Source organism: Streptomyces sp. NPDC001373 (assembly GCF_042895815.1).
In the GTDB taxonomy this organism is placed as follows: Bacteria; Actinomycetota; Actinomycetes; order Streptomycetales; family Streptomycetaceae; genus Streptomyces.
Genome location: NZ_JBIAWQ010000002.1, coordinates 406,449 through 428,317, shown reverse-complemented (window position 1 = coordinate 428,317; position 21,869 = coordinate 406,449). Strand labels below are relative to the sequence as shown.

22 protein-coding genes and 1 tRNA gene are annotated in these 21,869 nt (G+C 73.0%); 9 read left to right on the top strand and 14 right to left on the bottom strand.

Annotation, left to right across the window (positions count from 1 at the left end; all coding sequences use genetic code 11):
- The first annotated feature begins 49 nt into the window (after window positions 1-49).
- Window positions 50-859, top strand: a complete 810-nt coding sequence (locus ACFY15_RS07410; protein ID WP_390688136.1) for a nucleotidyltransferase domain-containing protein — start codon at window positions 50-52, stop codon at window positions 857-859.
- Window positions 860-881: 22 nt separating this feature from the next.
- Here the strand turns inward: ACFY15_RS07410 and ACFY15_RS07405 are convergent, their stop codons facing one another.
- The 5 genes from ACFY15_RS07405 to ACFY15_RS07385 form a co-directional block, all read right to left on the bottom strand.
- The gene (locus ACFY15_RS07405) at window positions 882-1,184 is read right to left on the bottom strand and encodes a hypothetical protein (RefSeq protein ID WP_390688137.1); all 303 of its coding nucleotides are present in this window, start codon (window positions 1,182-1,184) and stop codon (window positions 882-884) included.
- Window positions 1,181-2,026, bottom strand: a complete 846-nt coding sequence (locus tag ACFY15_RS07400) for an MBL fold metallo-hydrolase (RefSeq protein ID WP_390688138.1) — start codon at window positions 2,024-2,026, stop codon at window positions 1,181-1,183. The genes ACFY15_RS07405 and ACFY15_RS07400 overlap by 4 nt, the downstream gene beginning before the upstream one ends.
- On the bottom strand, window positions 2,023-2,934 hold the full coding sequence (locus tag ACFY15_RS07395; protein WP_390825123.1) for an NUDIX hydrolase: 912 nt from the start codon (window positions 2,932-2,934) through the stop codon (window positions 2,023-2,025). The genes ACFY15_RS07400 and ACFY15_RS07395 overlap by 4 nt, the downstream gene beginning before the upstream one ends.
- Window positions 2,935-3,084: 150 nt before the next feature.
- Window positions 3,085-3,558 carry a RidA family protein gene (locus ACFY15_RS07390; RefSeq protein WP_390688140.1) on the bottom strand — a complete coding sequence of 158 codons (474 nt, stop codon included), beginning with the start codon at window positions 3,556-3,558 and terminating at the stop codon, window positions 3,085-3,087.
- Window positions 3,555-3,716, bottom strand: a complete 162-nt coding sequence (locus ACFY15_RS07385; protein ID WP_007264966.1) for a DUF4177 domain-containing protein — start codon at window positions 3,714-3,716, stop codon at window positions 3,555-3,557. The genes ACFY15_RS07390 and ACFY15_RS07385 overlap by 4 nt, the downstream gene beginning before the upstream one ends.
- A 46-nt stretch (window positions 3,717-3,762) precedes the next feature.
- Between ACFY15_RS07385 and ACFY15_RS07380 the strand changes: the two genes are divergently transcribed.
- Complete coding sequence (locus ACFY15_RS07380; protein ID WP_390688141.1) at window positions 3,763-4,749, top strand: ArsA family ATPase; 987 nt, start codon at window positions 3,763-3,765, stop codon at window positions 4,747-4,749.
- Window positions 4,746-6,044, top strand: a complete 1,299-nt coding sequence (locus ACFY15_RS07375; RefSeq protein ID WP_390688142.1) for an ArsA family ATPase — start codon at window positions 4,746-4,748, stop codon at window positions 6,042-6,044. The genes ACFY15_RS07380 and ACFY15_RS07375 overlap by 4 nt, the downstream gene beginning before the upstream one ends.
- 38 nt (window positions 6,045-6,082) lie before the next feature.
- Here the strand turns inward: ACFY15_RS07375 and ACFY15_RS07370 are convergent, their stop codons facing one another.
- A complete protein-coding gene (locus ACFY15_RS07370) occupies window positions 6,083-6,433 on the bottom strand; it encodes a WhiB family transcriptional regulator (RefSeq protein ID WP_052291094.1) in 351 nt (116 codons plus the stop codon).
- A 397-nt stretch (window positions 6,434-6,830) separates the two neighbouring features.
- Here ACFY15_RS07370 and ACFY15_RS07365 point away from each other — a divergent pair, with 397 nt between their 5' ends.
- Window positions 6,831-9,149: a transglycosylase domain-containing protein gene (locus ACFY15_RS07365; RefSeq protein WP_390688143.1), complete on the top strand. Its 2,319-nt coding sequence runs from the start codon at window positions 6,831-6,833 to the stop codon at window positions 9,147-9,149.
- A gap of 70 nt (window positions 9,150-9,219) precedes the next feature.
- Here ACFY15_RS07365 and ACFY15_RS07360 read toward each other — a convergent pair whose 3' ends face one another.
- Window positions 9,220-9,681: a GatB/YqeY domain-containing protein gene (locus ACFY15_RS07360; protein WP_042811801.1), complete on the bottom strand. Its 462-nt coding sequence runs from the start codon at window positions 9,679-9,681 to the stop codon at window positions 9,220-9,222.
- Between the two features lie 68 nt (window positions 9,682-9,749).
- Between ACFY15_RS07360 and ACFY15_RS07355 the strand changes: the two genes are divergently transcribed.
- The 3 genes from ACFY15_RS07355 to ACFY15_RS07345 all read left to right on the top strand — a co-directional run bounded on the left by ACFY15_RS07355 (window position 9,750) and on the right by ACFY15_RS07345 (window position 12,408).
- Window positions 9,750-10,688, top strand: a complete 939-nt coding sequence (locus tag ACFY15_RS07355) for a metallophosphoesterase (RefSeq protein WP_390825122.1) — start codon at window positions 9,750-9,752, stop codon at window positions 10,686-10,688.
- Window positions 10,689-10,785: 97 nt separating this feature from the next.
- Window positions 10,786-10,859 (top strand) — tRNA-Pro (locus tag ACFY15_RS07350).
- Window positions 10,860-11,082: 223 nt separating this feature from the next.
- On the top strand, window positions 11,083-12,408 hold the full coding sequence (locus tag ACFY15_RS07345) for a chloride channel protein (RefSeq protein WP_390825121.1): 1,326 nt from the start codon (window positions 11,083-11,085) through the stop codon (window positions 12,406-12,408).
- 45 nt (window positions 12,409-12,453) lie between these two features.
- On the opposite strand, the gene ACFY15_RS07340 is transcribed toward ACFY15_RS07345, so the two are convergent.
- The 3 genes from ACFY15_RS07340 to ACFY15_RS07330 all read right to left on the bottom strand — a co-directional run bounded on the left by ACFY15_RS07340 (window position 12,454) and on the right by ACFY15_RS07330 (window position 14,594).
- Complete coding sequence (locus ACFY15_RS07340) at window positions 12,454-13,047, bottom strand: HD domain-containing protein (RefSeq protein ID WP_390688146.1); 594 nt, start codon at window positions 13,045-13,047, stop codon at window positions 12,454-12,456.
- Window positions 13,048-13,057: 10 nt separating this feature from the next.
- Window positions 13,058-14,359 (bottom strand): cytosine deaminase, encoded by a 1,302-nt coding sequence (gene codA, locus ACFY15_RS07335; protein ID WP_390825120.1) that lies wholly within the window; start codon window positions 14,357-14,359, stop codon window positions 13,058-13,060.
- 67 nt (window positions 14,360-14,426) lie between these two features.
- Window positions 14,427-14,594 (bottom strand): hypothetical protein, encoded by a 168-nt coding sequence (locus ACFY15_RS07330; RefSeq protein ID WP_390688148.1) that lies wholly within the window; start codon window positions 14,592-14,594, stop codon window positions 14,427-14,429.
- Window positions 14,595-14,693: 99 nt separating this feature from the next.
- Between ACFY15_RS07330 and ACFY15_RS07325 the strand changes: the two genes are divergently transcribed.
- Both ACFY15_RS07325 and ACFY15_RS07320 read left to right on the top strand, forming a co-directional pair.
- Window positions 14,694-16,565 carry a prolyl oligopeptidase family serine peptidase gene (locus ACFY15_RS07325; RefSeq protein WP_390688149.1) on the top strand — a complete coding sequence of 624 codons (1,872 nt, stop codon included), beginning with the start codon at window positions 14,694-14,696 and terminating at the stop codon, window positions 16,563-16,565.
- 43 nt (window positions 16,566-16,608) lie between these two features.
- A complete protein-coding gene (locus ACFY15_RS07320) occupies window positions 16,609-17,436 on the top strand; it encodes an SURF1 family protein (RefSeq protein ID WP_390688150.1) in 828 nt (275 codons plus the stop codon).
- Here the strand turns inward: ACFY15_RS07320 and ACFY15_RS07315 are convergent.
- The 4 genes from ACFY15_RS07315 to ACFY15_RS07300 form a co-directional block, all read right to left on the bottom strand.
- Window positions 17,414-18,571 (bottom strand): hypothetical protein, encoded by a 1,158-nt coding sequence (locus ACFY15_RS07315; protein ID WP_390688151.1) that lies wholly within the window; start codon window positions 18,569-18,571, stop codon window positions 17,414-17,416. The two genes, ACFY15_RS07320 and ACFY15_RS07315, sit on opposite strands and share 23 nt — an antisense overlap.
- Window positions 18,568-19,326: a SigE family RNA polymerase sigma factor gene (locus tag ACFY15_RS07310; RefSeq protein ID WP_390688152.1), complete on the bottom strand. Its 759-nt coding sequence runs from the start codon at window positions 19,324-19,326 to the stop codon at window positions 18,568-18,570. Before ACFY15_RS07310 ends, ACFY15_RS07315 begins: the two co-directional genes overlap by 4 nt.
- 169 nt (window positions 19,327-19,495) lie before the next feature.
- Window positions 19,496-20,572, bottom strand: a complete 1,077-nt coding sequence (locus ACFY15_RS07305) for an aspartate-semialdehyde dehydrogenase (protein ID WP_390688153.1) — start codon at window positions 20,570-20,572, stop codon at window positions 19,496-19,498.
- Window positions 20,569-21,849: an aspartate kinase gene (locus ACFY15_RS07300; protein ID WP_007264986.1), complete on the bottom strand. Its 1,281-nt coding sequence runs from the start codon at window positions 21,847-21,849 to the stop codon at window positions 20,569-20,571. Before ACFY15_RS07300 ends, ACFY15_RS07305 begins: the two co-directional genes overlap by 4 nt.
- Window positions 21,850-21,869: the final 20 nt, after the last annotated feature.

The following is a 21,869-nucleotide window of genomic DNA, read 5'->3' as shown; positions in this document are numbered from 1 at the left end:
GGCCGTAAATCCGTTCGCCCCGGGCCGTGCTGCGGGCAGAGTGGGGATCATGGACCGCAGAGGGCTGGACGAGGACGGGTACTTCGAGCGGGACGGGTCCCTCGGGCGGATCCAGCCCGAGTTCGCCGGACTCGTGGCCGCCGCGCGCGGCCGGCTGGCCGAGGCCTACGGAAACCGGCTGCACAGCGCCTACCTGTACGGCTCCGTGCCCCGCGGCACGGCCCGGCCCGGCCGCTCCGACCTCGACCTGCTGATCGCCCTGCACCGGGAGCCGTCCGACGAGGACCGGGACACAGCCGAGGTGCTGGGCCGCGGACTCGACCAGGACTTCCCGCAGATCGACGGCGTCGGCATCCTCTTGTACGGCAAGGAGCGGCTGCTCAGCGAGCCGGAGCGGCACGACCTGGGCTGGTTCCTGGCCTGCCTGTGCACCCCGCTGCTCGGCGCCGACCTGGCCGAGCACCTGCCCCGCTACCGCCCCGACAGCCTGCTGGCCCGGGAGACCAACGGCGACCTGGCCGCCCTGCTGCCCCGGTGGCGGGCCCGGTTCGAGGCGGCCTCGGAGCCCGCGGAGTTCCGCAGGATGAGCCGGTTCTTCTCCCGGCACCTGGTACGGACCGCCTTCACCCTGGTCATGCCCGAGTGGGGCGGCTGGACCAGCGACCTCGCCGAGTCCGCGGAGATCTTCGGCCGCTACTACCCGCGGCGGGCGGCGCAGCTGCGGGAGGCGGCCGCCGTGGCGCTCGACCCGGTCGAGGACCCGGCCGTGGTGCGCCGGTACCTGGACGACCTCGGGCCGTGGCTGGCCGCGGAGTACGGGGCCCGGCACGGCACCAAGACGCCGCGCCCGGCGGGCTGACGGGCCGGAGGCGGTCAGAGCACTAGCTCCCGGCGGGGACCCGGTCCAGGGACTCGACGGCCTGCTTGGCCTCCGCCAGGCCCGCGCCGGTGATCCGGCGGTACTCCTTGATGGCCGAGACGGTCCGGCCCTCGCGCATCAGCGCGCGCACGGCGTCCAGCCCGGCCGGCTCCGGCTCCTCGACGCCCAGGTGCTCCAGCACCAGGCCGAGCCGCCGCTCCAGCCGGTCGGCACGGTCCTGCAGGGCGCGCATGCGCAGGTTCACCGTCGAGGTGATCCAGCCCGCGACGGCCAGCAGCGCGAGCGCCAGGTAGAGCGTGTTCATTCAGGTCCCCCCGGGATCAGTCCGTGCTCCCGAAGGTACTCGAGCTGTGCGCGGACGGACCATTCCGCGGCGGGCCACAGGGAGCGGTCCACGTCGGCGTAGACGTGGGCGACGACGGCCCCGGGGGTGACCAGGCCATCCTCCACGGCCGTCTCGACCTGGGCGAGCCGGTGGGCGCGGTGGGCCAGGTAGAACTCCACGGCGCCCTGGGCGTCCTCCAGGACCGGCCCGTGGCCCGGGAGCACCGTGTGGACCCCGTCGTCGACGGTGAGGGAGCGCAGGCGGCGCAGGGAGTCCAGATAGTCGCCGAGGCGCCCGTCGGGGTGCGCGACGACCGTCGTACCGCGGCCCAGGATCGTGTCACCGGTCAGCACGGCGCGGTCGGCCGGCAGGTGGAAGCAGAGAGAGTCGGCGGTGTGTCCCGGAGTGGGCACGACCCGCAGCTCCAGGCCGCCGGTGCGGATCACGTTCCCCGCGGCCAGGCCCTCGTCACCCAGGCGCAGCGCGGGGTCCAGGGCCCGCACCTTGGTGCCGGTCAGCTCGGCGAAGCGGCCGGCGCCCTCGGCGTGGTCGGGGTGGCCGTGGGTGAGAAGGGTCAGCGCGATCCGCTTGCCGGCCCGCTCGGCGGTGGCGATGACGGCGCGCAGGTGGGCCTCGTCGAGGGGGCCCGGGTCGATGACGACGGCGAGTTCCGAGTCGGGCTCGGAGACGAGCCAGGTGTTGGTGCCGTCCAGGGTCATGGCCGACGGGTTGGGAGCAAGGACGTTGACCGCGCGGGCGGTGGCCGGTCCGGAGACGACCGCCCCGCGAGGCTGGCCGGGCAGGGCCGCTGCGTCGGTCATACGGGGCCTCCTCCGAGAGTGACGCGCTTGGTGAACTCGTCGTGGCCCGGCCAGCTGAGCACGACCACACCGTCCTCCAGCGAGGCCTCGGCCAGCACCGGGGCGAGGTCCTGCGCGCCGGCCGCCGCGAGGGCGTCGGCGGCGGCCCCGTACGGCTCCAGGGAGCGCAGGGTGGAGATGGTGGGCGGCATCATCAGCAGCTCGCCCGCGTCGTAGCCGGCGGCGGCGTCCTGCGGGCGGATCCAGACGGTCCGGTCGGCCTCGGTGGAGGCGTTGCGGGTGCGCTGGCCTTCCGGGAGGGCGGCCACGAAGAACCACGTGTCGTAACGGCGGGGCTCGAACTCGGGGGTGATCCAGCGGGCCCACGCCCCGAGCAGGTCGGAGCGCAGCAGCAGGCCGCGGCGGTCGAGGAACTCGGCGAAGGACAGCTCGCGGCCGACGAGGGCCTCGCGGTCGGCCTCCCAGTCGTCCCCGGTGGTGTCGCCGACGACGGTGTCGGGGGTCGTCCCGGCGAGGAGTACGCCGGCCTCCTCGAAGGTCTCGCGGACCGCGCCGCAGACGATCGCCTGGGCGGTGGCGGCGTCGGTGCCGAGGCGCGCCGCCCACTGCGCCTGGTCCGGGCCGGCCCAGCCGATGCGGTGGTCCTCGTCGCGGGGGTCGACACCGCCGCCCGGGTAGGCGTAGGCGCCGCCGGCGAACGCCATGGAGGCACGACGGCGCAACATGTGCACGGCGGGGCCGGCAGGGGTGTCGCGGAGCAGCATCACCGTGGCCGCGCGCTTGGGCGCCGCCGGGGTGAGGGCGCCTTCCGCCAGGGCGCGGATGCGGGCGGGCCACTCCGGCGGGTACCACTGGCCTCCGGCGGGGGGCTGCTCGGGCGAGGGCTGTCCGTGCTGACCATTCGGCATGGCCGGATGCTACGGCCATCCGGCCCGATGTTCGAGGCCCCCCTGGGCGGGGGCCGGCCGCCGGCCGCGGGCGGGCCGCCGTCGGGGCCCTCCGCGGGCTCCGGGGGCTCGGACGTCCGGCGGGGCCGCGGACGGCCCCGCCGGGCCGGGTCAGGCGTCCGGGGTGAGTTCCACCTGGATCTCGATCTCGACCGGGGCGTCCAGCGGGAGCACCGCGACGCCGACCGCGCTGCGCGCGTGCACGCCCTTCTCGCCGAGGATCTCGCCCAGCAGCTCGCTCGCGCCGTTGAGCACGCCGGGCTGCCCCGTGAAGTCGGGGGCCGAGGCGACGAAGCCGACGACCTTCACCACGCGGGCGATCCGGTCCAGGTCACCGACCACGGACTTCACGGCGGCCAGCGCGTTCAGCGCGCAGGTCGCGGCCAGTTCCTTGGCCTGCTCGGGCGAGACCTCCGCACCGACCTTGCCGGTCAGCGGGAGCTTGCCCTGCACCATCGGAAGCTGGCCCGCGGTGTACACGTACGCGCCCGAGCGCACCGCCGGCTGGTACGTGGCCAGCGGCGGGACGACCTCGGGGAGGGTCAGTCCGAGCTCGGCGATCCGGGCCTCGACGACGCCGCTCATGCCTTCTCCCGCTTGAGGTAGGCCACGAGCTGCTCGGGGTTGTTCGGGCCGGGCACGACCTGGACGAGCTCCCAGCCGTCCTCGCCCCAGGTGTCCAGGATCTGCTTGGTGGCGTGGACCAGCAGGGGGACCGTCGCGTATTCGAACTTCTTGGTCATGGGGGCGAGCGTAGCGCCTGAGCGGGAGTGGTTAGGCTCGGAGGTTGTGAGCAGGCTCCAGGTGGTCAGCGGCAAGGGCGGCACCGGCAAGACCACGGTCGCCGCCGCACTCGCGCTGGCCCTCGCGCGCGAGGGCAGGCGGACTCTTCTCGTGGAGGTCGAGGGCAGGCAGGGCATCGCACAGCTATTCGGCACGGAAGCGCTCCCCTACGAGGAGCGGAAGATCGCCGTCGCGCCCGGCGGGGGCGGCGGCGAGGTGTACGCGCTCGCCATCGACGCGGAGCGGGCGCTGCTGGACTACCTCCAGATGTTCTACAAGCTCGGCTCGGCCGGACGCGCCCTCAAGAAGCTCGGGGCCATCGACTTCGCGACGACCATCGCGCCCGGTCTGCGGGACGTCCTGCTGACCGGCAAGGCGTGCGAGGCGGTGCGGCGCAAGGACAGAACCGGGCGGTTCGTCTACGACCACGTGATCATGGACGCCCCGCCGACCGGGCGGATCACCCGCTTCCTGAACGTCAACGACGAGGTGGCGGGGCTGGCGCGGTTCGGGCCGATCCACAACCAGGCGCAGGCCGTCATGAAGGTGCTCAAGTCCCCGGACACCGCCGTGCACCTGGTGACCCTGCTGGAGGAGATGCCCGTCCAGGAGACCGCCGACGGGATCGAGGAACTGCGCGCGGCCGGACTTCCGTTCGGGCGCGTCATCGTCAACATGGTCCGCCCGCACCACCTGGACGAGGACACCCTGCGCACGGCGGCGGAGGGCCGCCGCACGGAGATCGCCAAGGCCCTGTCCCGGGCGGGTCTCGGCGGGGCGCGGCGCGGCGGGCTGGCCGAGCGCCTGGTGGACCCGCTCCTGACCCAGGCCGCCGAGCACGCGAGCCGGGTGGAGCTGGAGCGGGAGCAGCGCCGCGTGCTGGCGGGGCTGGAGGTGCCGGCGTACGAACTCCCCCTGCTGGGCTCGGGGATGGAACTGGCCGGGCTGTACGAGCTGGCGACGGAGCTGCGCAAGCAGGCGGACGCCGAATGAGCGGGGGCGGGAACACCATGGGCCTGGACACGCCGCGGCAGCTGGCGGTCGACGCGCTGCTGGACGACCTGGAGACCCGGATCATCGTGTGCTGCGGGGCGGGCGGGGTCGGCAAGACCACGACGGCCGCGGCACTGGGCGTGCGGGCGGCCGAGCGCGGGCGGAAGGTGGTCGTGCTGACCATCGACCCGGCGCGCAGGCTGGCGCAGTCGATGGGCATCGACTCGCTGGACAACACCCCGCGCAGGGTCGACGGGGTGGACGGCGACGGCGGTGAACTGCACGCCATGATGCTGGACATGAAGCGGACCTTCGACGAGATCGTCGAAGCCCACGCGGACCGCGAGCGGGCGCGGGCGATCCTGGCGAACCCCTTCTACCAGTCCCTGTCGGCCGGCTTCGCGGGCACGCAGGAGTACATGGCGATGGAGAAGCTGGGCCAGCTGCGGGCGAAGGACGACTGGGACCTGATCGTCGTGGACACCCCGCCGAGCCGGTCCGCGCTGGACTTCCTCGACGCGCCGAAGCGGCTGGGTTCGTTCCTGGACGGGAAGTTCATCCGGGTGCTGATGGCGCCCGCGAAGGTCGGCGGGCGCGCCGGCATGAAGTTCCTGAACGTCGGCATGTCGATGATGACCGGCACGCTGAGCAAGCTGATGGGCGCCTCGCTGCTGAAGGACGTCCAGACCTTCGTTGCGGCGATGGACACGATGTTCGGCGGGTTCCGCACCCGCGCGGACGCAACGTTCCGCCTGCTCCAGGCGCCGGGCACGGCGTTCCTGGTGGTCGCGGCCCCCGAGCCGGACGCGCTGCGCGAGGCGGCGTACTTCGTGGAGCGGCTGGCCGCGGAGAGGATGCCGCTGGCGGGGCTGGTGCTGAACCGGGTGCACGGGAGCGATGCGCGGCAGCTGTCGGCCGAGCGGGCCCTGGCGGCCGCAGAGAATCTTGAGGAAGGCGGCATTGTCGATCAGGAGTCCGGGAAGGCTGGACCTCGTGACGCCGCCGACGACGGCTCCCCCGCCGTGGACGACGTGGAGAACGCAGAGAGCACAGAGGGCGCGGAAGGCACGGCCGGTCCCGGTGACGCTGACGCGATCACCGCGGGACTGCTGCGCCTGCACGCGGAACGGATGCAGGTGATCGCGCGCGAACAGCGCACGCGTGACCGGTTCACCTCGCTGCATCCCGAGGTGGCGGTGGCCGAAGTGGCCGCCCTGCCCGGCGATGTGCACGACCTCGCCGGGCTGCGGGCCATCGGAGAGCGACTCGCGGCCGGGGCTCCGGCCGGAGCCTGACCGCGGGTACGAGTGGTGACGGCGCGGCGCCCGGGTGACTACCCGGCTGCCGCGTAGGTCTCGTACTCCACGTCGATCTCCGCCGCGACATCCACGGTGAGGATGCCGGTACTGCGCTCGTACTCCGTGCGGGCGGTTTCGAGCAGCCGTCGCCACGAGGTGACGGTGGGACGCCTGCGCAACAGGGCGCGCCGTTCCCGCTCGGTCATTCCGCCCCACACTCCGAACTCGACACGATTGTCGAGCGCGTCGGCCAGGCACTCGGTCCGCACCGGGCATCCGGTGCACACCGCCTTGGCCCTGTTCTGTGCCGCTCCTTGAACGAACAGTTCATCCGGATCGGTAGTGCGGCAGGCTGCCTGCGCACTCCAGTCGGTTACCCAGCCCATCCCGGTGCCGTCCTCTCCCGAATCGAGGCTCCCCCACGGCGGTAGCGGCATATTCACCGCTGCCAGTTGAGGACGTTACGGAAGGCGCGGACGGTGCAACACCCCCGACGGGCCCAATCTTGAATGGTCCGAACGGACTATGGGTAAGCGGCAGATCACCCGACGGAGTGATCCGGCGACATGCCCGGCCATTCCGGCGATTCGGGTGAAATCAGGGAAGCGCCGATGAGCCGCCGTCAGAGCGAAGGGCGAGATTCGGACATGCGTCCACCCCATTCGGGAAGGGTGAAAATCAAGCCGAGGGGTTGATGTCGCACCACACTGCTGTGACAGTTGGGCACAGCTTAGGCCAAGGCATTCGCACGTGTCCGGCGAATGAGAACGTAGGCTTCCCTCCATGGGAAAGAAGCGCTCGGGCGCAGGGCTCACGGGGCCGCAGCAGGCCACCAGGTTCCTCGGTTTGTCGGTTCTCTCCGGAGTCGTTCTCGCCGGCATCGCGATCCCGGGCGCCGGTGCGCTGGGCCTCGCCGCCAAGGGCACCGTCGAGGGCTTCGATGAGATCCCGGCCAATCTCAAAACGCCTCCGCTGAGCCAGCGGACCACCATTCTGGACGCCGAGGGTGGCCTGATCGCCACGGTGTACTCGCGGGACCGGCAGGTGGTCCCGCTCACGGCCATCTCGCCGTACATGCAGAAGGCGATCGTCGCGATCGAGGACTCCCGGTTCTACGAGCACGGCGCCGTCGACCTCAAGGGCATCCTGCGCGCGGTCAACCGCAACGCGCAGGAGGGCGGCGCCGCGCAGGGCGCCTCCACTCTGACGCAGCAGTACGTGAAGAACGTCTTCGTCGAGGAGGCCGGCGACGACCCGGCCAAGGTCGCCGAGGCGCAGCAGAAGAGCCTGGGCCGCAAGATCCGCGAGCTGAAGTACTCGATCCAGGTCGAGGAGGAGCTCGGGAAGAAGAAGATCCTCGAGAACTACCTCAACATCACCTACTTCGGGCAGGCGGCGTACGGGATCGAGTCCGCGGCCCAGCGCTACTTCAGCAAGCCGGCCAAGGACCTGACCCTGGAGGAGTCGGCCCTCCTGGCCGGCGTCGTCCAGTCGCCGAGCCGGTTCGACCCGGTGAACGACGCGCAGGAGGCGATGAAGCGCCGCAACGTCGTCCTCCAGCGGATGGCCGACATGAAGGACATCTCGCAGGCGCAGGCGGACGAGGCGAAGAAGCTGCCGGTCACCCTGAAGGTGACCCGCCCGAAGAACGGCTGCATCACCGCGGTCAAGGGCGCCGGCTTCTTCTGTGACTACGTGCGCAACACCTTCCTGTCCGACACGGTCTTCGGCAAGACCCGCGAGGAGCGGGCGAAGATCTGGAACCAGGGCGGCCTGACGATCCGCACCACCCTGGACCCGCAGTCTCAGGACGCCGCGAACAACTCGATCCGGGACCACGTCAACCAGGACGACTCGATCGCCACGGCCGTGACCATGGTCCAGCCGGGCACGGGCCGGGTCCTGGCGATGGGCCAGTCCAAGCCCTACGGCTTCGGGAAGAACGAGACACAGATCAACTACTCCGTCGACAAGCGGATGGGCGGCTCCAACTTCGGCTTCCAGGTGGGCTCCACGTTCAAGCCCTTCATCGCGGCGGCGGCCATAGAGAAGGGCATGGAGCCGACGAAGGTCTACTCGGCGCCGAACAAGATGGAGTACCCGAGCCCGGTGGCCCGCTGCGAGGGCTCGCCGCCCTGGCAGAACCTGCCGCTGGCCGGCGGGAAGATGCAGACCGCCGAGAACGAGACGGCGGACGAGGTCGGCCCGTACGCGCTGAAGACGGCGATGGAGAAGTCCATCAACACCTACTTCGTGCAGATGATCTCCGACATCGGCCTCTGCCCGGTGACGGAGATGACGCAGAAGCTCGGCGTGGTCCCGGCCAGCGGCGTGAAGCTGCCCGAGGAGCCGTCCATCGCACTCGGCTCCGCCGAGATGTCCCCGCTGACGATGGCCAACGCGTACGCCACCTTCGCCAACCGGGGCGTGTACTGCACCCCCATCGCCCTGGAGTCGATCACCGACGCCCACGGCAAGGCGCTGGCGGTGCCGAAGAGCAAGTGCGAGCGGGCGATGTCCCAGGACACCGCCGACACGATCAACACCCTGCTGCGCGGAGTGGTCGACTCCGGTACCGGTGAGAAGGCCGGCCTGACCGACCGCGACAACGCGGGCAAGACCGGCACCACCGACGGCCGCTACAACGCCTGGTTCGTCGGCTACACCCCCAACATGTCGGGCGCGGTGTGGGTCGGCTCGGGCGGCGCGAAGAAGATCACAATGGAGGACATCACCATCGGAGGCCAGTACTACCCGAAGGTCTTCGGCGGTGGTCTGCCCGGTCCGATCTGGAAGGACGCGGTCTCGGGCGCGCTGGCCGGCCGCGAGGCCCCGGCCTTCGCCAACGTCCACATCCCCGACCCCTCGGTCGCGGGCGGCGGCAACGGCAACAACGGGGGCGGCGGCCGGGGCAACACCCCGAACCCGCCGACGACCCCGCGCAAGCCCGGGAAGCCCGGCAAGCCCGGCGGCGACAACAAGCCCGGGGACAACCGCGCGGGCGCCGGCGGCGCGGGCGACACCCCGGCCGACCCGCCGACCATCCCGATCCCCGGGCTCCCCGCAGACCCGGGCCTGATCGGCGGCGACAAGACCCAGTAACAGGGCGACGGGAACGGAAAAGGGCCCCGGCCGGATGATCCGGCCGGGGCCCTCCCCGTTCTTCCCCTGCTTACGAGAGCTGCTTCTTGACGGCGGCGGCGACGCGGCCGCCCTCCGCCAGACCCGCCACCTTCGGGTTCACGATCTTCATGACGGCACCCATGGCCCGCGGGCCCTCGGCGCCCGCCGCCCGGGCCTCCTCGACCGCCTGCGCCACGATCGCGGCGAGCTCGTCGTCGCCGAGCTGCTTGGGCAGGTAGGCGTCGAGGAACTCGCCCTCCGCCGTCTCGCGTGCGGCCTGCTCGTCGCGGCCGCCCTGGGCGAAGGCCTCCGCGGCCTCGCGGCGCTTCTTCGCCTCCTTCGCGATCACCTTGAGGACTTCCTCGTCGGAGAGCACGCGCGCCTCCTTGCCCGCGACCTCCTCCTTGGTGATGGCGGCGAGGGTCAGGCGCAGCGTGGACGAACCGAGTTCGTCCCGCGCCTTGATGGCGGTGGTGAGGTCTTCCTGGAGCTTGGCCTTGAGCGTGGTCATGCCCTTGAGTCTGCCAGGTGCGGGGGCTGCGGCGCCCATCGGTTTTCCGTGTCTGCGACCATGGGGCCATGCGCGCGCGTTACGGAGTACCCCTGAAGGTCACCGCCGGAATCGCGGCGGTGGGGGCCGCGGGAGTGGCCTACGCCGCCGGATTCGAGGCCCGCTCCTTCCGGCTGCGCCGGGTCACCGTCCCCGTGCTCCCCGCCGGGGCCCGTCCGCTGCGCGTGCTCCAGGTGTCGGACATCCACATGGTCGGCGGGCAGCGCAAGAAGCGCGCCTGGCTCCAGTCCCTGGCGGGGCTGCGGCCCGACTTCGTCGTCAACACGGGTGACAACCTCTCGGACACCGAGGGCGTTCCGGAGCTCCTCGACGCGCTCGGCCCGCTGATGGAGTTCCCCGGCGTGTACGTCTTCGGCTCGAACGACTACTACGGGCCGCGGCTGCGCAATCCCGGGCGCTACCTGATCGAGAAGGCGCAGGGCCGGCACGGCCTGAACGGGAACAAGCCGGTCGTCGGAGCCGTCCACAACCCGTGGGAGGGCATGCGGGACGCCTTCGACGCGGCGGGCTGGCTCAACCTGACCAACACCCGGGGGCGGCTGAAGCTGAACGGCATGGAGCTGGCGTTCACCGGCCTCGACGACCCGCACATCAAGCGCGACCGCTACGAGCGGGTCGCGGGCGGCCCGGAGGCGGACGCGGACCTCTCGATCGCCGTCGTGCACGCCCCGTACCTGCGGGTGCTGGAGTCCTTCACCGCCGACCGCTACCCGCTGATCCTCGCCGGGCACACGCACGGCGGGCAGCTGTGCGTCCCCTTCTACGGGGCGCTGGTGACCAACTGCGACCTCGACACGAAGCGGGTGAAGGGCCTGTCCACGTACGAGACCGGAGGCAAGCGCTCCTATCTGCACGTCTCGGCGGGCTGCGGCACCAACCGCTTCACCCCGGTCCGCTTCGCCTGCCCTCCGGAGGCCACCCTCCTGACCCTGGCCCCCCGGGCCTAGGACCTCCGCGGGGCCCCCGCGAGAACCGGATTTCGTCTCCGGCGCCGGGTCCGCTAAAGTAATCGATGTCGCCAGGCAGAAACGCCAGGGCGGCGATCGGGGTGTAGCGCAGCTTGGCAGCGCGCTTCGTTCGGGACGAAGAGGTCGTGGGTTCAAATCCCGCCACCCCGACAGTGTTTGACAGCGAAGGGCCTGATCCACATCAGTGGATCAGGCCCTTCGCTGTTGTGCGTTCCCGTGCGTGACGGGTGACTGGGGTGGCCGCGCGTGAGGTGCGGGTGGGGTCCGGGGGTGCTGCAATGCCCGGAGGGGCCGGCGGTCGGTGCAGAGGTGCGGGCGCGGGCGCGGTGGCACCGGCGGAGCGGGGCGTCCCGGCGGCCCGGAAGGAGTGGCCATGACGGCGACCCAGGCGGGGGAGGCGGAGCTGCTGCGGGGGCTGCTGACGACGCCCGAGTACCGCAAGACGCTCGCGCTGTGCGCGCTGACCGGCATCCCGGTGTCGCTGGTGTGCTTCTGGTTCCTGGCCGGGCTGCACGAGCTGCAGCACCTGCTGTGGGACAGCCTGCCGCAGGGGCTGGGGTGGGACGGGCCTCCGTGGTGGTGGCCGCTGCCGCTGCTGCTGGTCGCGGGCGTCGTCGTGGGCTGGGTGGTCACCCGGCTGCCCGGTGCGGGCGGCCACGTTCCGGCGGCCGGGCTGGCCATGGGCGGGACGTCGGCCAAGGCGCTGCCCGGGGTGGTGCTCGCCGCGACCGCGAGCCTGCCGTTCGGTGCGGTGCTGGGTCCCGAGGCGCCGCTGATCGCCCTGGGCGGCGGGCTCGCGCTGCTGCTGCGGGACCTGGCGCGCGGTCCGGGGACCCCGCAGGCCAGCGTGCTGATGGGGGTGGCGGGTGCGGCCGCGGCCATCTCCGCGATCTTCGGGAGCCCGCTGATCGCGGCCGTGCTGCTGATCGAGGTGGTGGGGGTGGGCGGGCCTCAGCTGGTTGCCGTCATGCTGCCCGCGCTGCTCTCCAGCGGGCTGGGGGCGCTGGTCTTCACCGGGTTCGGCCGGTGGACCGGGCTGAAGACCGGCGGCCTGACCGTCAGGATCCCCGGGACGGTTCCCCGGCTGGACGCGGCGGACGTGGGCTGGGGGCTGCTGCTGGCGGTGGTCCTGGCGGTGGTGCTGCGGCTGACGGTGGGCGCGGGCAGGCACGTCGCGGTCTACGTCACCCGGCGGACCGTCGCCCGTACGGCGCTGTGCGCGCTCGGCGCCGGGGTGTGCGCGGCCGTCTACGCCCTGGTCACCGGCCGGTCCCCGGCGGAGGTGGCCTCCTCCGGGCAGGCCATGATGGCCCCCCTGGTGGAGAGCCCGCAGTCCTGGGCGGTGGGGGTCCTGGTGGCCGTCCTGCTGTGCAAGACGGCCGCGTACGCCCTGTGTCTCGGCAGCCTGCGCGGCGGCCCGATCTTCCCGGCCCTCTTCCTGGGCTGCGCGGCCGGGGTGCTGGCGGCTCCGCTGCCGGGCCTGGGGGTGGTGCCGGCGGTGACCGCCGGGCTGGCCGCGGGGGCGGCCAGTGTGCTGCGGCTGCCGGTCAGCAGCACGGTGATGGCGCTGGTGCTGGTCGACAGCCCGGGGATGACGCCGGTGGCGATCCTGGCGACGGTCGCCGCGCTGATCACCGCCGAGCTGCCGGTGGGGCACCGGCGCCGTCAGCCGGCGGCGACCGCCGCCCGGCCGGCCTGATCCCTCGGGCCCGCGGACCGGTCGCGGCCCGGGGGCCCCGTGCGGCTACGCGTCCAGCGGGTTCGCCGCGATGCGCTTCGCCGCGCCGCTCGCGACGTAGGCGGCCGCCGCGCAGGAGGGCTTGCGGGCCGCCTGGTCCTCGACCAGGGCCAGGAAGGAGGGGCCAAAGCCGAGGCGGGGGTAGGCGTCCAGCAGGGCGGTGCGGAAGGCGGGGTCGAAGTCCGGGACGCGCAGGCCCGAGACGTCCGCGCTCGTGCCCACCTGGAGGAGGTGGCTCTCGACGTCCTCGGCGGCGGTGACGTCGTCGCGCATGTGCAGCACGATCACCTCCTCCGCGCGGGCCCGGCGGGCCGGGTCCCATCCCAGGCCCGCCGTGAAGACGCGGGCCACGTGGCCGCCGGCCTCCTCGAACGGCAGGGTGTGGCTGTCGAACGGCGCGGTCAGGCCCAGGTCGTGGAGCAGGGCGCTGACATAGAAGAGCTCGGCGTCGTACGCGAGGCCGTGCTGCCGTGCGTACTCGGCGCCGAAGGCGTAGGAGCGGACGGAGTGGTTGAGCAGGGCGGGGTCCGCGTACTCCGAGGCGATCCCGAAGGCGCGGCGGGCCGTGCCGGAGTCAAGGTTGTGAAGGGTCCACGTCATGCACCGCACTTTAGAGGGGCGGGGTGAAGTCCACGTCCGACGGCCCGACCTGCCCCGGCCACCACAGCCGGGTCGGCGCCGGCGGGGTTTCGGCGAGGACGGTGCCGCGCGCCACGACGTACCGCGGGCGGACCTGGCGGCGGACCGCCTCCGCGGGGGTCGGCGCGGGGAGGAGGACGAAGGAGGCGGGCGCGCCCTCGGTCACGCCGTACTCGTCCGGGCCCAGCCCGAGCACCCGGGCCGCGTGCTCCGTCACCATCGAGAAGGCGAGCGGGACCTCCTCGGCCCCGGTGAGCTGCGCGGCGTACAGGCCGACGAGGGCCGTCTGGAGGGGGTTGGCGGTGCCGAGGGCGTTCCAGGGGTCCATCACGTCGTCGTGCCCGAAGGCCACGTTGACCCCCGCGGCCAGCATCTCCTTGACCTGGGTGAGTCCGCGCCGCTTGGGGTAGGCGTCGAAGCGGCCCTGGAGGTTGAGGTTGGCGAACGGGTTGGCGACCAGGTTGATGCCCGAACGGGACAGGAGCCGCTGGAGCTTGAGGCTGTAAGCGCCGTTGTAGGAGCCCATGGCCGTCGTGTGGGAGGCGGTGGCCCGCTCGCGCAGGCCCGTGCGCAGGGCGAGGGTGGCGAGGACCTCCACGAAGCGCGACTGTTCGTCGTCGATCTCGTCGCAGTGGGCGTCGACCCGCAGCCCGTGCTCCGCGGCCAGCGCGAAGGCGGTGCGCAGGGAGGCGATCCCGTCCTCGCGGGTGTCCTCGAAGTGGGGGATCGCGCCGACGACGTCCGCTCCGCGCACCACGGCCTCGCGCAGCAGGGCCGCGCCGTCGGGGAAGGAGACGATGCCCTCCTGCGGGAAGGCCGTGATCTGGAGGGTCATCACGTCCCGGACCCGGTCGCGGACCTCCAGCAGGGCCTCGAGGGCGGTCAGGGACGGGTCGGTGACGTCGCAGTGCGTGCGCACGTGCAGGACGCCCTGGGCCGCCTGCCAGCGCAGTACCTCGGTGGCCCGCGCGATCACGTCCTCACGGGTCAGGGTCCGCTTGCGCTCGCTCCAGCGGGCGATGCCCTCCCAGAGGGTGCCGGAGGCGTTCGGGCGCGGCTGCCCGGCGGTCAGGGCGGTGTCGAGGTGGATGTGGGGCTCGACGAAGGGGGCGCTGAGCAGCCCGCCGTGGGCCTCGATGAGCACGCCTGTGGCGGGCGGCTCCTTCTGGTCGTCGTACGGCAGGACGCGCGCGATGCGTCCGTCCTCGGCGACCTCCACGTCGTGGAGGCCCTCCTCGTGCAGCAGCCGGGCGCCCCGGACGATCATCCGCATCCCGTCAGGCTAGGGCGGCGCGGTCCGTGTTTCACGTGAAACACGGACCGTGACCGGATGTCGGGGTTCAGCCGCGCCTGGCCTGCGCCTTCTGCTGCATGCCGCGCGTCTTCGCGGAGAGGGACTGGGCCTCGCGGCCCGCGGCCTTGGCCCGTGCCTCGGCCGCCGTGTTCTTGGCCATCGCGCGCTCGGAGTCCTGATGGCCGTGATGACCGGTACGGGCCTGCCTGGTCATGATCAACACCCTCTCGGGAAGCGCTCGGCGTACGCCCTCCACCATGCGCCCGTTCGGAGCAGTCGGCATCCCGGCGGCCCGTCGGCCGGTCAGGCAAGAATGGAGGGCATGACCAGCAGCGACAGCGATCTGACCACGGGCGGAACCACCGGCGGGACCCCCGGCAGGACCCCCGCTTCCGAGATGCCCGACTGGGAGAAGCGGTTCCGGGCCCCGCGCGTGGGACTGCCCGAATGGGCGGAGGACGCCCCGGACCGCTCGCTCTTCGTGTCGAACGCCACCGGGACCTACGAGCTCTACGCGTGGGACCGCGCCACCGGCACGCAGCGCCAGGCCACCGACCGCCCCAACGGCACCACCGACGGCACCCTCTCCCCCGACGGGGAGTGGATCTGGTGGTTCTCCGACACCGACGGCGACGAGTTCGGCACCTGGGTCCGCCAGCCCTTCGCGGGTGGCCCCGACGAGCCCGCCACGCCCGGTCTGGAACCCTCCTACCCCGCCGGGCTGGCCATCGGCCGCGACGGGACCGCGGTGGTCGGCCGGTCCACCGACGAGGACGGCTCCACGATCCACGTCGTCCGGCCCGACGGCAGCGCCCCGGCCGTGATCTACCGGCACCGGGAGTCGGCCGGGGTCGGCGACCTCTCCCGCGACGGGACCCTGGTCGCGATCGAGCACACCGAGCACGGCGACGCGATGCACTCCGCGCTGCGCGTGGTCACCCTCGACGGGACCACCGTCGCGGAGCTGGACGACTCGCGCGGCGGCACCGAGGAGCTGGGCCTGGAGGTGCTGGGCTTCGCCCCGGTCCCGGGGGACACCCGGCTGCTGGTCGGACACCAGCGGCGCGGCCGCTGGGAGCCGATGGTCTGGGACGTGGCCACGGGCGCCCAGGAGGACCTCGCGATCGAGCTCCCGGGCGACGTGAGCGCCGAGTGGTACCCGGACGGGACCGCGCTGCTCATCGAGCACAGCTTCGAGGCGCGCGACGAGCTGTGGCGCTACGACCTGGCCGCGCGGGAGCTCGTCCGGGTGGCCACTCCCCCGGGTTCGGTGTCGGGGGCCACGGCGCGCCCGGACGGGACGGTGGAGTACCAGTGGTCCTCGGCCGCCGAGCCGGCCTCCGTACGGTCCACCGCGGGCGGGGTGGTGCTGGACCCGCCCGGGTTCCGGCCCCCGGGCTCGGTGCCGGTGGAGGACGTGTGGGTGGAGGGCCCGGGCGGGCGGATCCACGCGCTCGCGCAGCGCCCGGCGGGCCACGGCGAGGGCCCCTTCCCGACCGTCTTCGAGATCCACGGCGGGCCCACCTGGCACGACTCCGACTCCTTCGCGGCGGCCCCGGCGGCCTGGCTGGACCACGGCTTCGCGGTGGTCCGGGTCAACTACCGGGGCTCGACGGGCTACGGCCGGGAGTGGACGGACGCCCTCAAGCACCGGGTCGGCCTGATCGAGCTGGAGGACATCTCCGCGGTCCGCGCGTGGGCGGTCTCCTCGGGCCTGGCGGACCCCGCGCGGCTGGTGCTGTCCGGTGGCTCCTGGGGCGGCTACCTGACCCTGCTGGGCATCGGGACGCGGCCCGACGACTGGGCGGTGGGGCTGGCCGCCGTACCAGTGGCGGACTACGTGACGGCGTACCACGACGAGATGGAGGCGCTGAAGTCCCTGGACCGCACCCTCTTCGGCGGCACGCCCGAGGAGGTACCCGAGCGCTTCGAGGCCTCCTCGCCGCTGACGTACGTGGACGCGGTGAAGGCGCCCGTGTTCATCGCGGCGGGCGTGAACGATCCGCGCTGCCCGATCCGGCAGATCGACCACTACGTCGACCGGCTCGTGGCGCGCGGCGCGGTCCACGAGGTGTACCGCTACGACGCGGGGCACGGCTCGCTGGTGGTGGAGGAGCGGATCAAGCAGGTCCGGATGGAGCTGGAATTCGCCCTGAAGCACCTGCCCCAAGGGCTGCCGCGCTGACCCGGCACCGGGCCCCCGGTGCACCCCCCGTACCGTTGGTGGGGTGCACCGGTTTCTCCTGACCCCGCGCTGGTGGGGGATCAACGTCTTCGTCGCCCTCTCCATCCCCTTCTGCCTGTTCATGGGGACCTGGCAGCTGGGCCGGTTCGAGGACCGTGTCGGCAGCCACCGGGAGGCGGCCTCCGGGCGCCCCGCCGCGGAGACGGCCGCGCCGCTGGACTCGCTGCTGCCGGTGGACACCAGGACCTCCGGACGGCTGGCTTCCGCGGCCGGCGAGTACGGGCGGCAGCTGCTGGTCCCCGAGCGGGACCTCGACGGCAGGCGCGGCTTCTACGTCCTGACCCTGCTGCGGACCGACTCCGGCAGGAGCGTCCCCGTGGTCCGGGGCTGGATGCCGGGTACGGCGGACGCGGCGAAGGCCCCGGCCCCGCCGGCCGGCCGGGTCGAGGTGACGGGGGCCCTCCAGGCCTCGGAGAACTCCGGCACCAAGGGCGTGCACGCGCAGGGCGGGCTGCCGCCGGGCCAGCTCGGGGTCATCGGGGCGGCCACGCTGGTCAATCTGGTGCAGGACCCGCTCTACGACGCCTGGCTGACGGTGCAGACCGCGTCGGACGGGATGGTCCCCGTCCCGGCGGAGGCGCCGAGCAACACCGGGCTCGACCTGAAGGCCTTCCAGAACCTCGGCTACACCGGTGAGTGGTTCGTCTTCGTCGCCTTCGTGCTCTTCATGTGGTTCCGGTTCTACCGGCGCGAGGTGGAGACCCTGCGTGACGCCGAGGCGGGCCTGCTGCCGGCCGGGAGCCCGGCGGGCGCGCCCGCCGCCGCCCCCGCGAAGGCGGCTGCTCCCGCTACGGCGCCGGCTGCGGAATGAGTCCCGTCCGGTAGACCGTGCCCCCGCAGGCCTGCGGAATGGTGGTCTGGGTGACGGGGGCGCCCGTGGCGGTGGCCGGGGCGTGGGAGACCGCCACTCCGGCCCGGTCCGGGTCGACCGGTCCGCTCGGCCGCTGCGTTCCGCCGGCCGTGTCGCCGGCCCCCGCCGGGGTGTCCGCCGCCGCGCCGGCCGGGGTGTTTGCCGAACCGCCGTCGGTCCGGTCCGCCGGGCTCTGCGCCGTACCGTCCTGCTGCCCGGGCGTGGCCGAGGGGCCCGGGGCCGCCGGGCAGGACTGCGGGGAGGGCACCCAGGCGAAGAGGACCTCGTACGCCTGCTTCGGCTGGAGCAGCAGCGCCGGGGCCTCCGCCGAGGGGTCGGGCAGCCCGCTCGCCGGGTCCCCGGCCTTGTGGCCCGTGACCGTCACCCCGGGGGGCTGTGCGGGAGGCGGGCCGTGGGCCACCGAGGCGGCCGTCACGGTGTCGGGGCCGGTGACCGTACAGCCCTTGGCGGAGACGTTGGTGACCTTGAAAACGCCGTAGACCTTGCCGTCGGCCTCGGGGGCGCGCGCGCTGCCCGCCACCCCGAGCTGGTCGGCGGTGCACCCGGGGGCCGCCCCGGCCGGGTGCTGCGGGCCGTTGCCGGCCGCGGCCGCGGGGGCTCCGCTGTCGGAGGGGCCCGCCGTCACGCCACCGGACGGGGATCCGCCGGGCTGCGGCGAGGGCCGCTCGCCCGTAGCGCCGGCCGTCGGACCCTGGTCCTCGCCGACGGACCGGGCGGGATGCGGCCGGGCCGCGCCGCCGGAGTCTCCGTCCCACGGGTCGCCGGGGCGCGGGCCCTGCGCCTCGCCGTGGCCCGCCATCGCCGAGTGCCCGGCGGCACTGCCGCCCTCGTCCTCGTCGCCCAGGTGCAGCGCCGCCGGGACGGCGGTGCCGGCCAGGAACACCGCGACCGCCGCCCCGAGCAGGGCCTGCCGTTTGCGGGCCCGGCGTGCCGGCACGGCGTGGCGCAGCCGTTCCAGGGCCCCGTCGGAGGGTTCGAGGCCCTGCACGGCCCCGGCGAAGAGGCTGCGGAGCACCTGCTCGTCGGCCGCAACCGGACCGGCGGGGTGCGACGGGTTCCCGTGGTCGTCCCTCATGACTGCGCAGCCTCCATCGCCACCCTCAGCGCGGCAATGCCCCGCGATCCGTACGCCTTGACCGAGCCGAGCGATATGCCGAGCGTCTCGGCGACCTGGGCTTCCGTCATGTCCGCGAAATAGCGCAGCACCAGCACCTCGCGCTGGCGGCGCTGGAGTCCGCGCATGGCCCTGATCAGGTCGTCGCGCTCGAGCTGGTCGTACGCACCCTCCTCCGCGCTGGCCATGTCCGGCATCGGCTTCGACAGCAGCCTGAGGCCGAGGATGCGGCGGCGCAGTGCCGAGCGCGAGAGGTTCACGACGGTCTGGCGGAGATAGGCCAGGGTCTTGTCGCGATCCCGCACCCGGTTGCGGGCGGAGTGGACGCGGATGAAGGCCTCCTGGACCACGTCCTCGCAGGAGGCGGTGTCGTCGAGGAGGAGGGCGGCCAGACCGAGGAGCGAGCGGTAGTGGGCCTGGTAGGTCTCGGTGAGGTGGTCGACGGTGGTCCCGGCCACGACCGGCGGCGCGGCGGCCTCCCCCGCGACGGCGGGTGCCGCGGCCCCGTCGGCGGCGCCGGCCGGCGCCGCGCTATCGCGGGGCGAGGGCACGCGGCCGCCAGGGACCGCCCCGGCGGGCGGCGCGGCGGCGGGCGCGCCGGCCTGCGGGACGGGCACTCTCACAGGAGAGCCGCCGTAAGCGCCGGTGCGCCGGCGCGGGGGAGCGATCCCCGAGCGCGCCGGTACGACGGCGAAGTCCAAGAGTGCCTCTGCCACGCCCGTTGGACACGCGTCCCCCCGTCAGGGTTGTACGCGCGAGGCAGAGTATTCAGCAATTTCCCCGTTGCCTTCATGCGTACCCGCTCTTCCCGATTGCCCCATTTATCCAGGCGGCAGTCGGGCCATCACCTTGATCAAGGGATCGAAGCCGATCCTACAAAGCGAATTACGCGAATTCACCCGCGATCAGTTCCGAGATCTGAGCGGCATTCAGCGCGGCGCCCTTGCGGAGATTGTCCGCACAGACGAAGAACTCCAGCGCCCGGGCGTCGTCGAGCGAGCCCCTCAGCCGGCCCACCCAGGCCGGGTCCGTCCCGGCCGCGTCCGCCGGCGTCGGCCACTCGCCCGCTGCGGGATCGTCCACGAGGACCACCCCGGGCGCCGCCTCCAGGACCTCCCGGGCGTGCGCCGCGGCCACCTCCCGCTCGAAGCGGGCCCGCACGGTCAGGGAATGCCCGGTCACCACGGGGACCTGGACGCAGGTCACGGAGACCGGCAGGGACTCCAGGCCGAGGATCCGCCGGGTCTCCGCCCGTACGGCCAGCTCGTGCGAGGACCAGCCGTCCGCGCGCAGCTCACCGGACCAGGGCACCACGTTCAGCGCGAGCGGAGCCGCGAACGGCCCCGTGTCCTCGCCCACGGCCCGGCGCACGTCCCCGGGCTGCTCCCCCAGCGGGCTCCCGGCGACCAGCGACAGCTGGCGCCGCAGCGCCTCGGAACCGGCCCGGCCCGCCCGGCTCGCGGCCTGGTACGAGGAGACGGCCAGCTCGACCAGCCCGTACTCGGCGTGCAGCGCGCCCAGGGCGGCGATCATCGCGGCGGTCACGCAGTCCGGGCCCGCGACGATGCCGCGCGGGCGGCTCCGTACGGCACGGGCGTTGACCTCGGGCACCACCAGCGGCACCTCGGGGTCCTCCCGGAAGGCGGCGGACTGGTCCACCACCACGGCCCCGCGCGCGGTGACCACGGGCGCCCAGCGCGCCGAGACCTCGGGCGGAGTCAGGAAGAGGACGACGTCGCCCGCGCCGAGGCCCTCGAAGGCGTCCTCGGTGAGGGCGAGCACCTCGGTCTCCTCGCCGCGGACGGTCAGCACGCGGCCGGCCGAGCGCGGGGAGGCGATCAGGCGTATGGCGCCCCAGACGTCCGCCCGCTGGGACAGGATCTGGAGCAGGATCGATCCGACCGCCCCGGTCGCCCCGACCACGGCGAGCGCCGGGGCCGGGGCCGACCGGTGCGGACTCATCGTCCGGTGCCTCCGTAGACGACCGCCTCGTCGCTGTCGGAGTCGAGACCGAAGGCCGTGTGGACCGCGATGACGGCGGCGTTCACGTCGTCCTGGCGGGTGACCACCGAGATGCGGATCTCCGAGGTGGAGATCAGCTCGATGTTGACGCCCGCGTCGGACAGCGCCTGGAAGAAGGAGGCGGTGACGCCCGGGTTGGTCTTCATACCCGCGCCGACCAGGGAGATCTTGCCGATCTGGTCGTCGTAGCGCAGGGAGTCGAAGCCGATCTGCGCCTTCGCCTTCTCCAGAGCGTCGATGGCCTTGTGGCCCTCGGTCTTGGGGAGGGTGAAGGAGATGTCCGTCAGGCCCGTGGAGGCCGCCGACACGTTCTGGACGATCATGTCGATGTTGATCTCGGCGTCCGCGATGGCGCGGAAGATCGCCGCGGCCTCGCCCGGCTTGTCCGGAACGCCGACGACGGTGATCTTGGCTTCGGAGACGTCGTGGGCGACTCCGGAGATGATGGCGTGCTCCACCTGCTCGTCCCCTTGCGACTCGGGCTTCTCGTTGCTGACCCAGGTACCCGGCAGTCCGGAGAAGGACGAACGGACGTGGATCGGAATGTTGTAGCGGCGCGCGTACTCGACGCAGCGGTGCAGCAGCACCTTGGAGCCGGAGGCCGCGAGCTCCAGCATGTCCTCGGAGGAGATCCAGTCGATCTTCCGGGCCTTCTTCACGACGCGGGGGTCCGCGGTGAAGACGCCGTCGACGTCGGTGTAGATCTCGCAGACCTCGGCGTCCAGCGCCGCGGCCAGCGCCACGGCGGTGGTGTCCGAGCCGCCGCGGCCGAGAGTGGTGATGTCCTTGGAGTCCGCGGACACACCCTGGAAGCCGGCGACGATGGCGATGTTGCCCTCGTCCAGCGCGGTGCGGATACGGCCCGGCGTCACATCGATGATGCGCGCCTTGTTGTGGACCGAGTCGGTGATCACGCCTGCCTGGCTGCCGGTGAACGACTGGGCCTCGTGGCCCAGGTTTTTGATCGCCATGGCCAGCAGGGCCATGGAGATCCGCTCTCCGGCGGTCAGCAGCATGTCGAATTCGCGCCCGGCAGGCATCGGCGATACCTGCTCGGCGAGATCGATCAGCTCGTCCGTCGTGTCGCCCATCGCGGAAACCACGACGACCACCTGGTGGCCGTTCTTCTTGGCATCCACGATCCGCTTGGCGACGCGCTTGATGCCCTCGGCATCGGCTACGGAGGAGCCTCCGTACTTCTGCACGACAAGGCCCACGTGCGCTCCTCGCTCGGTCC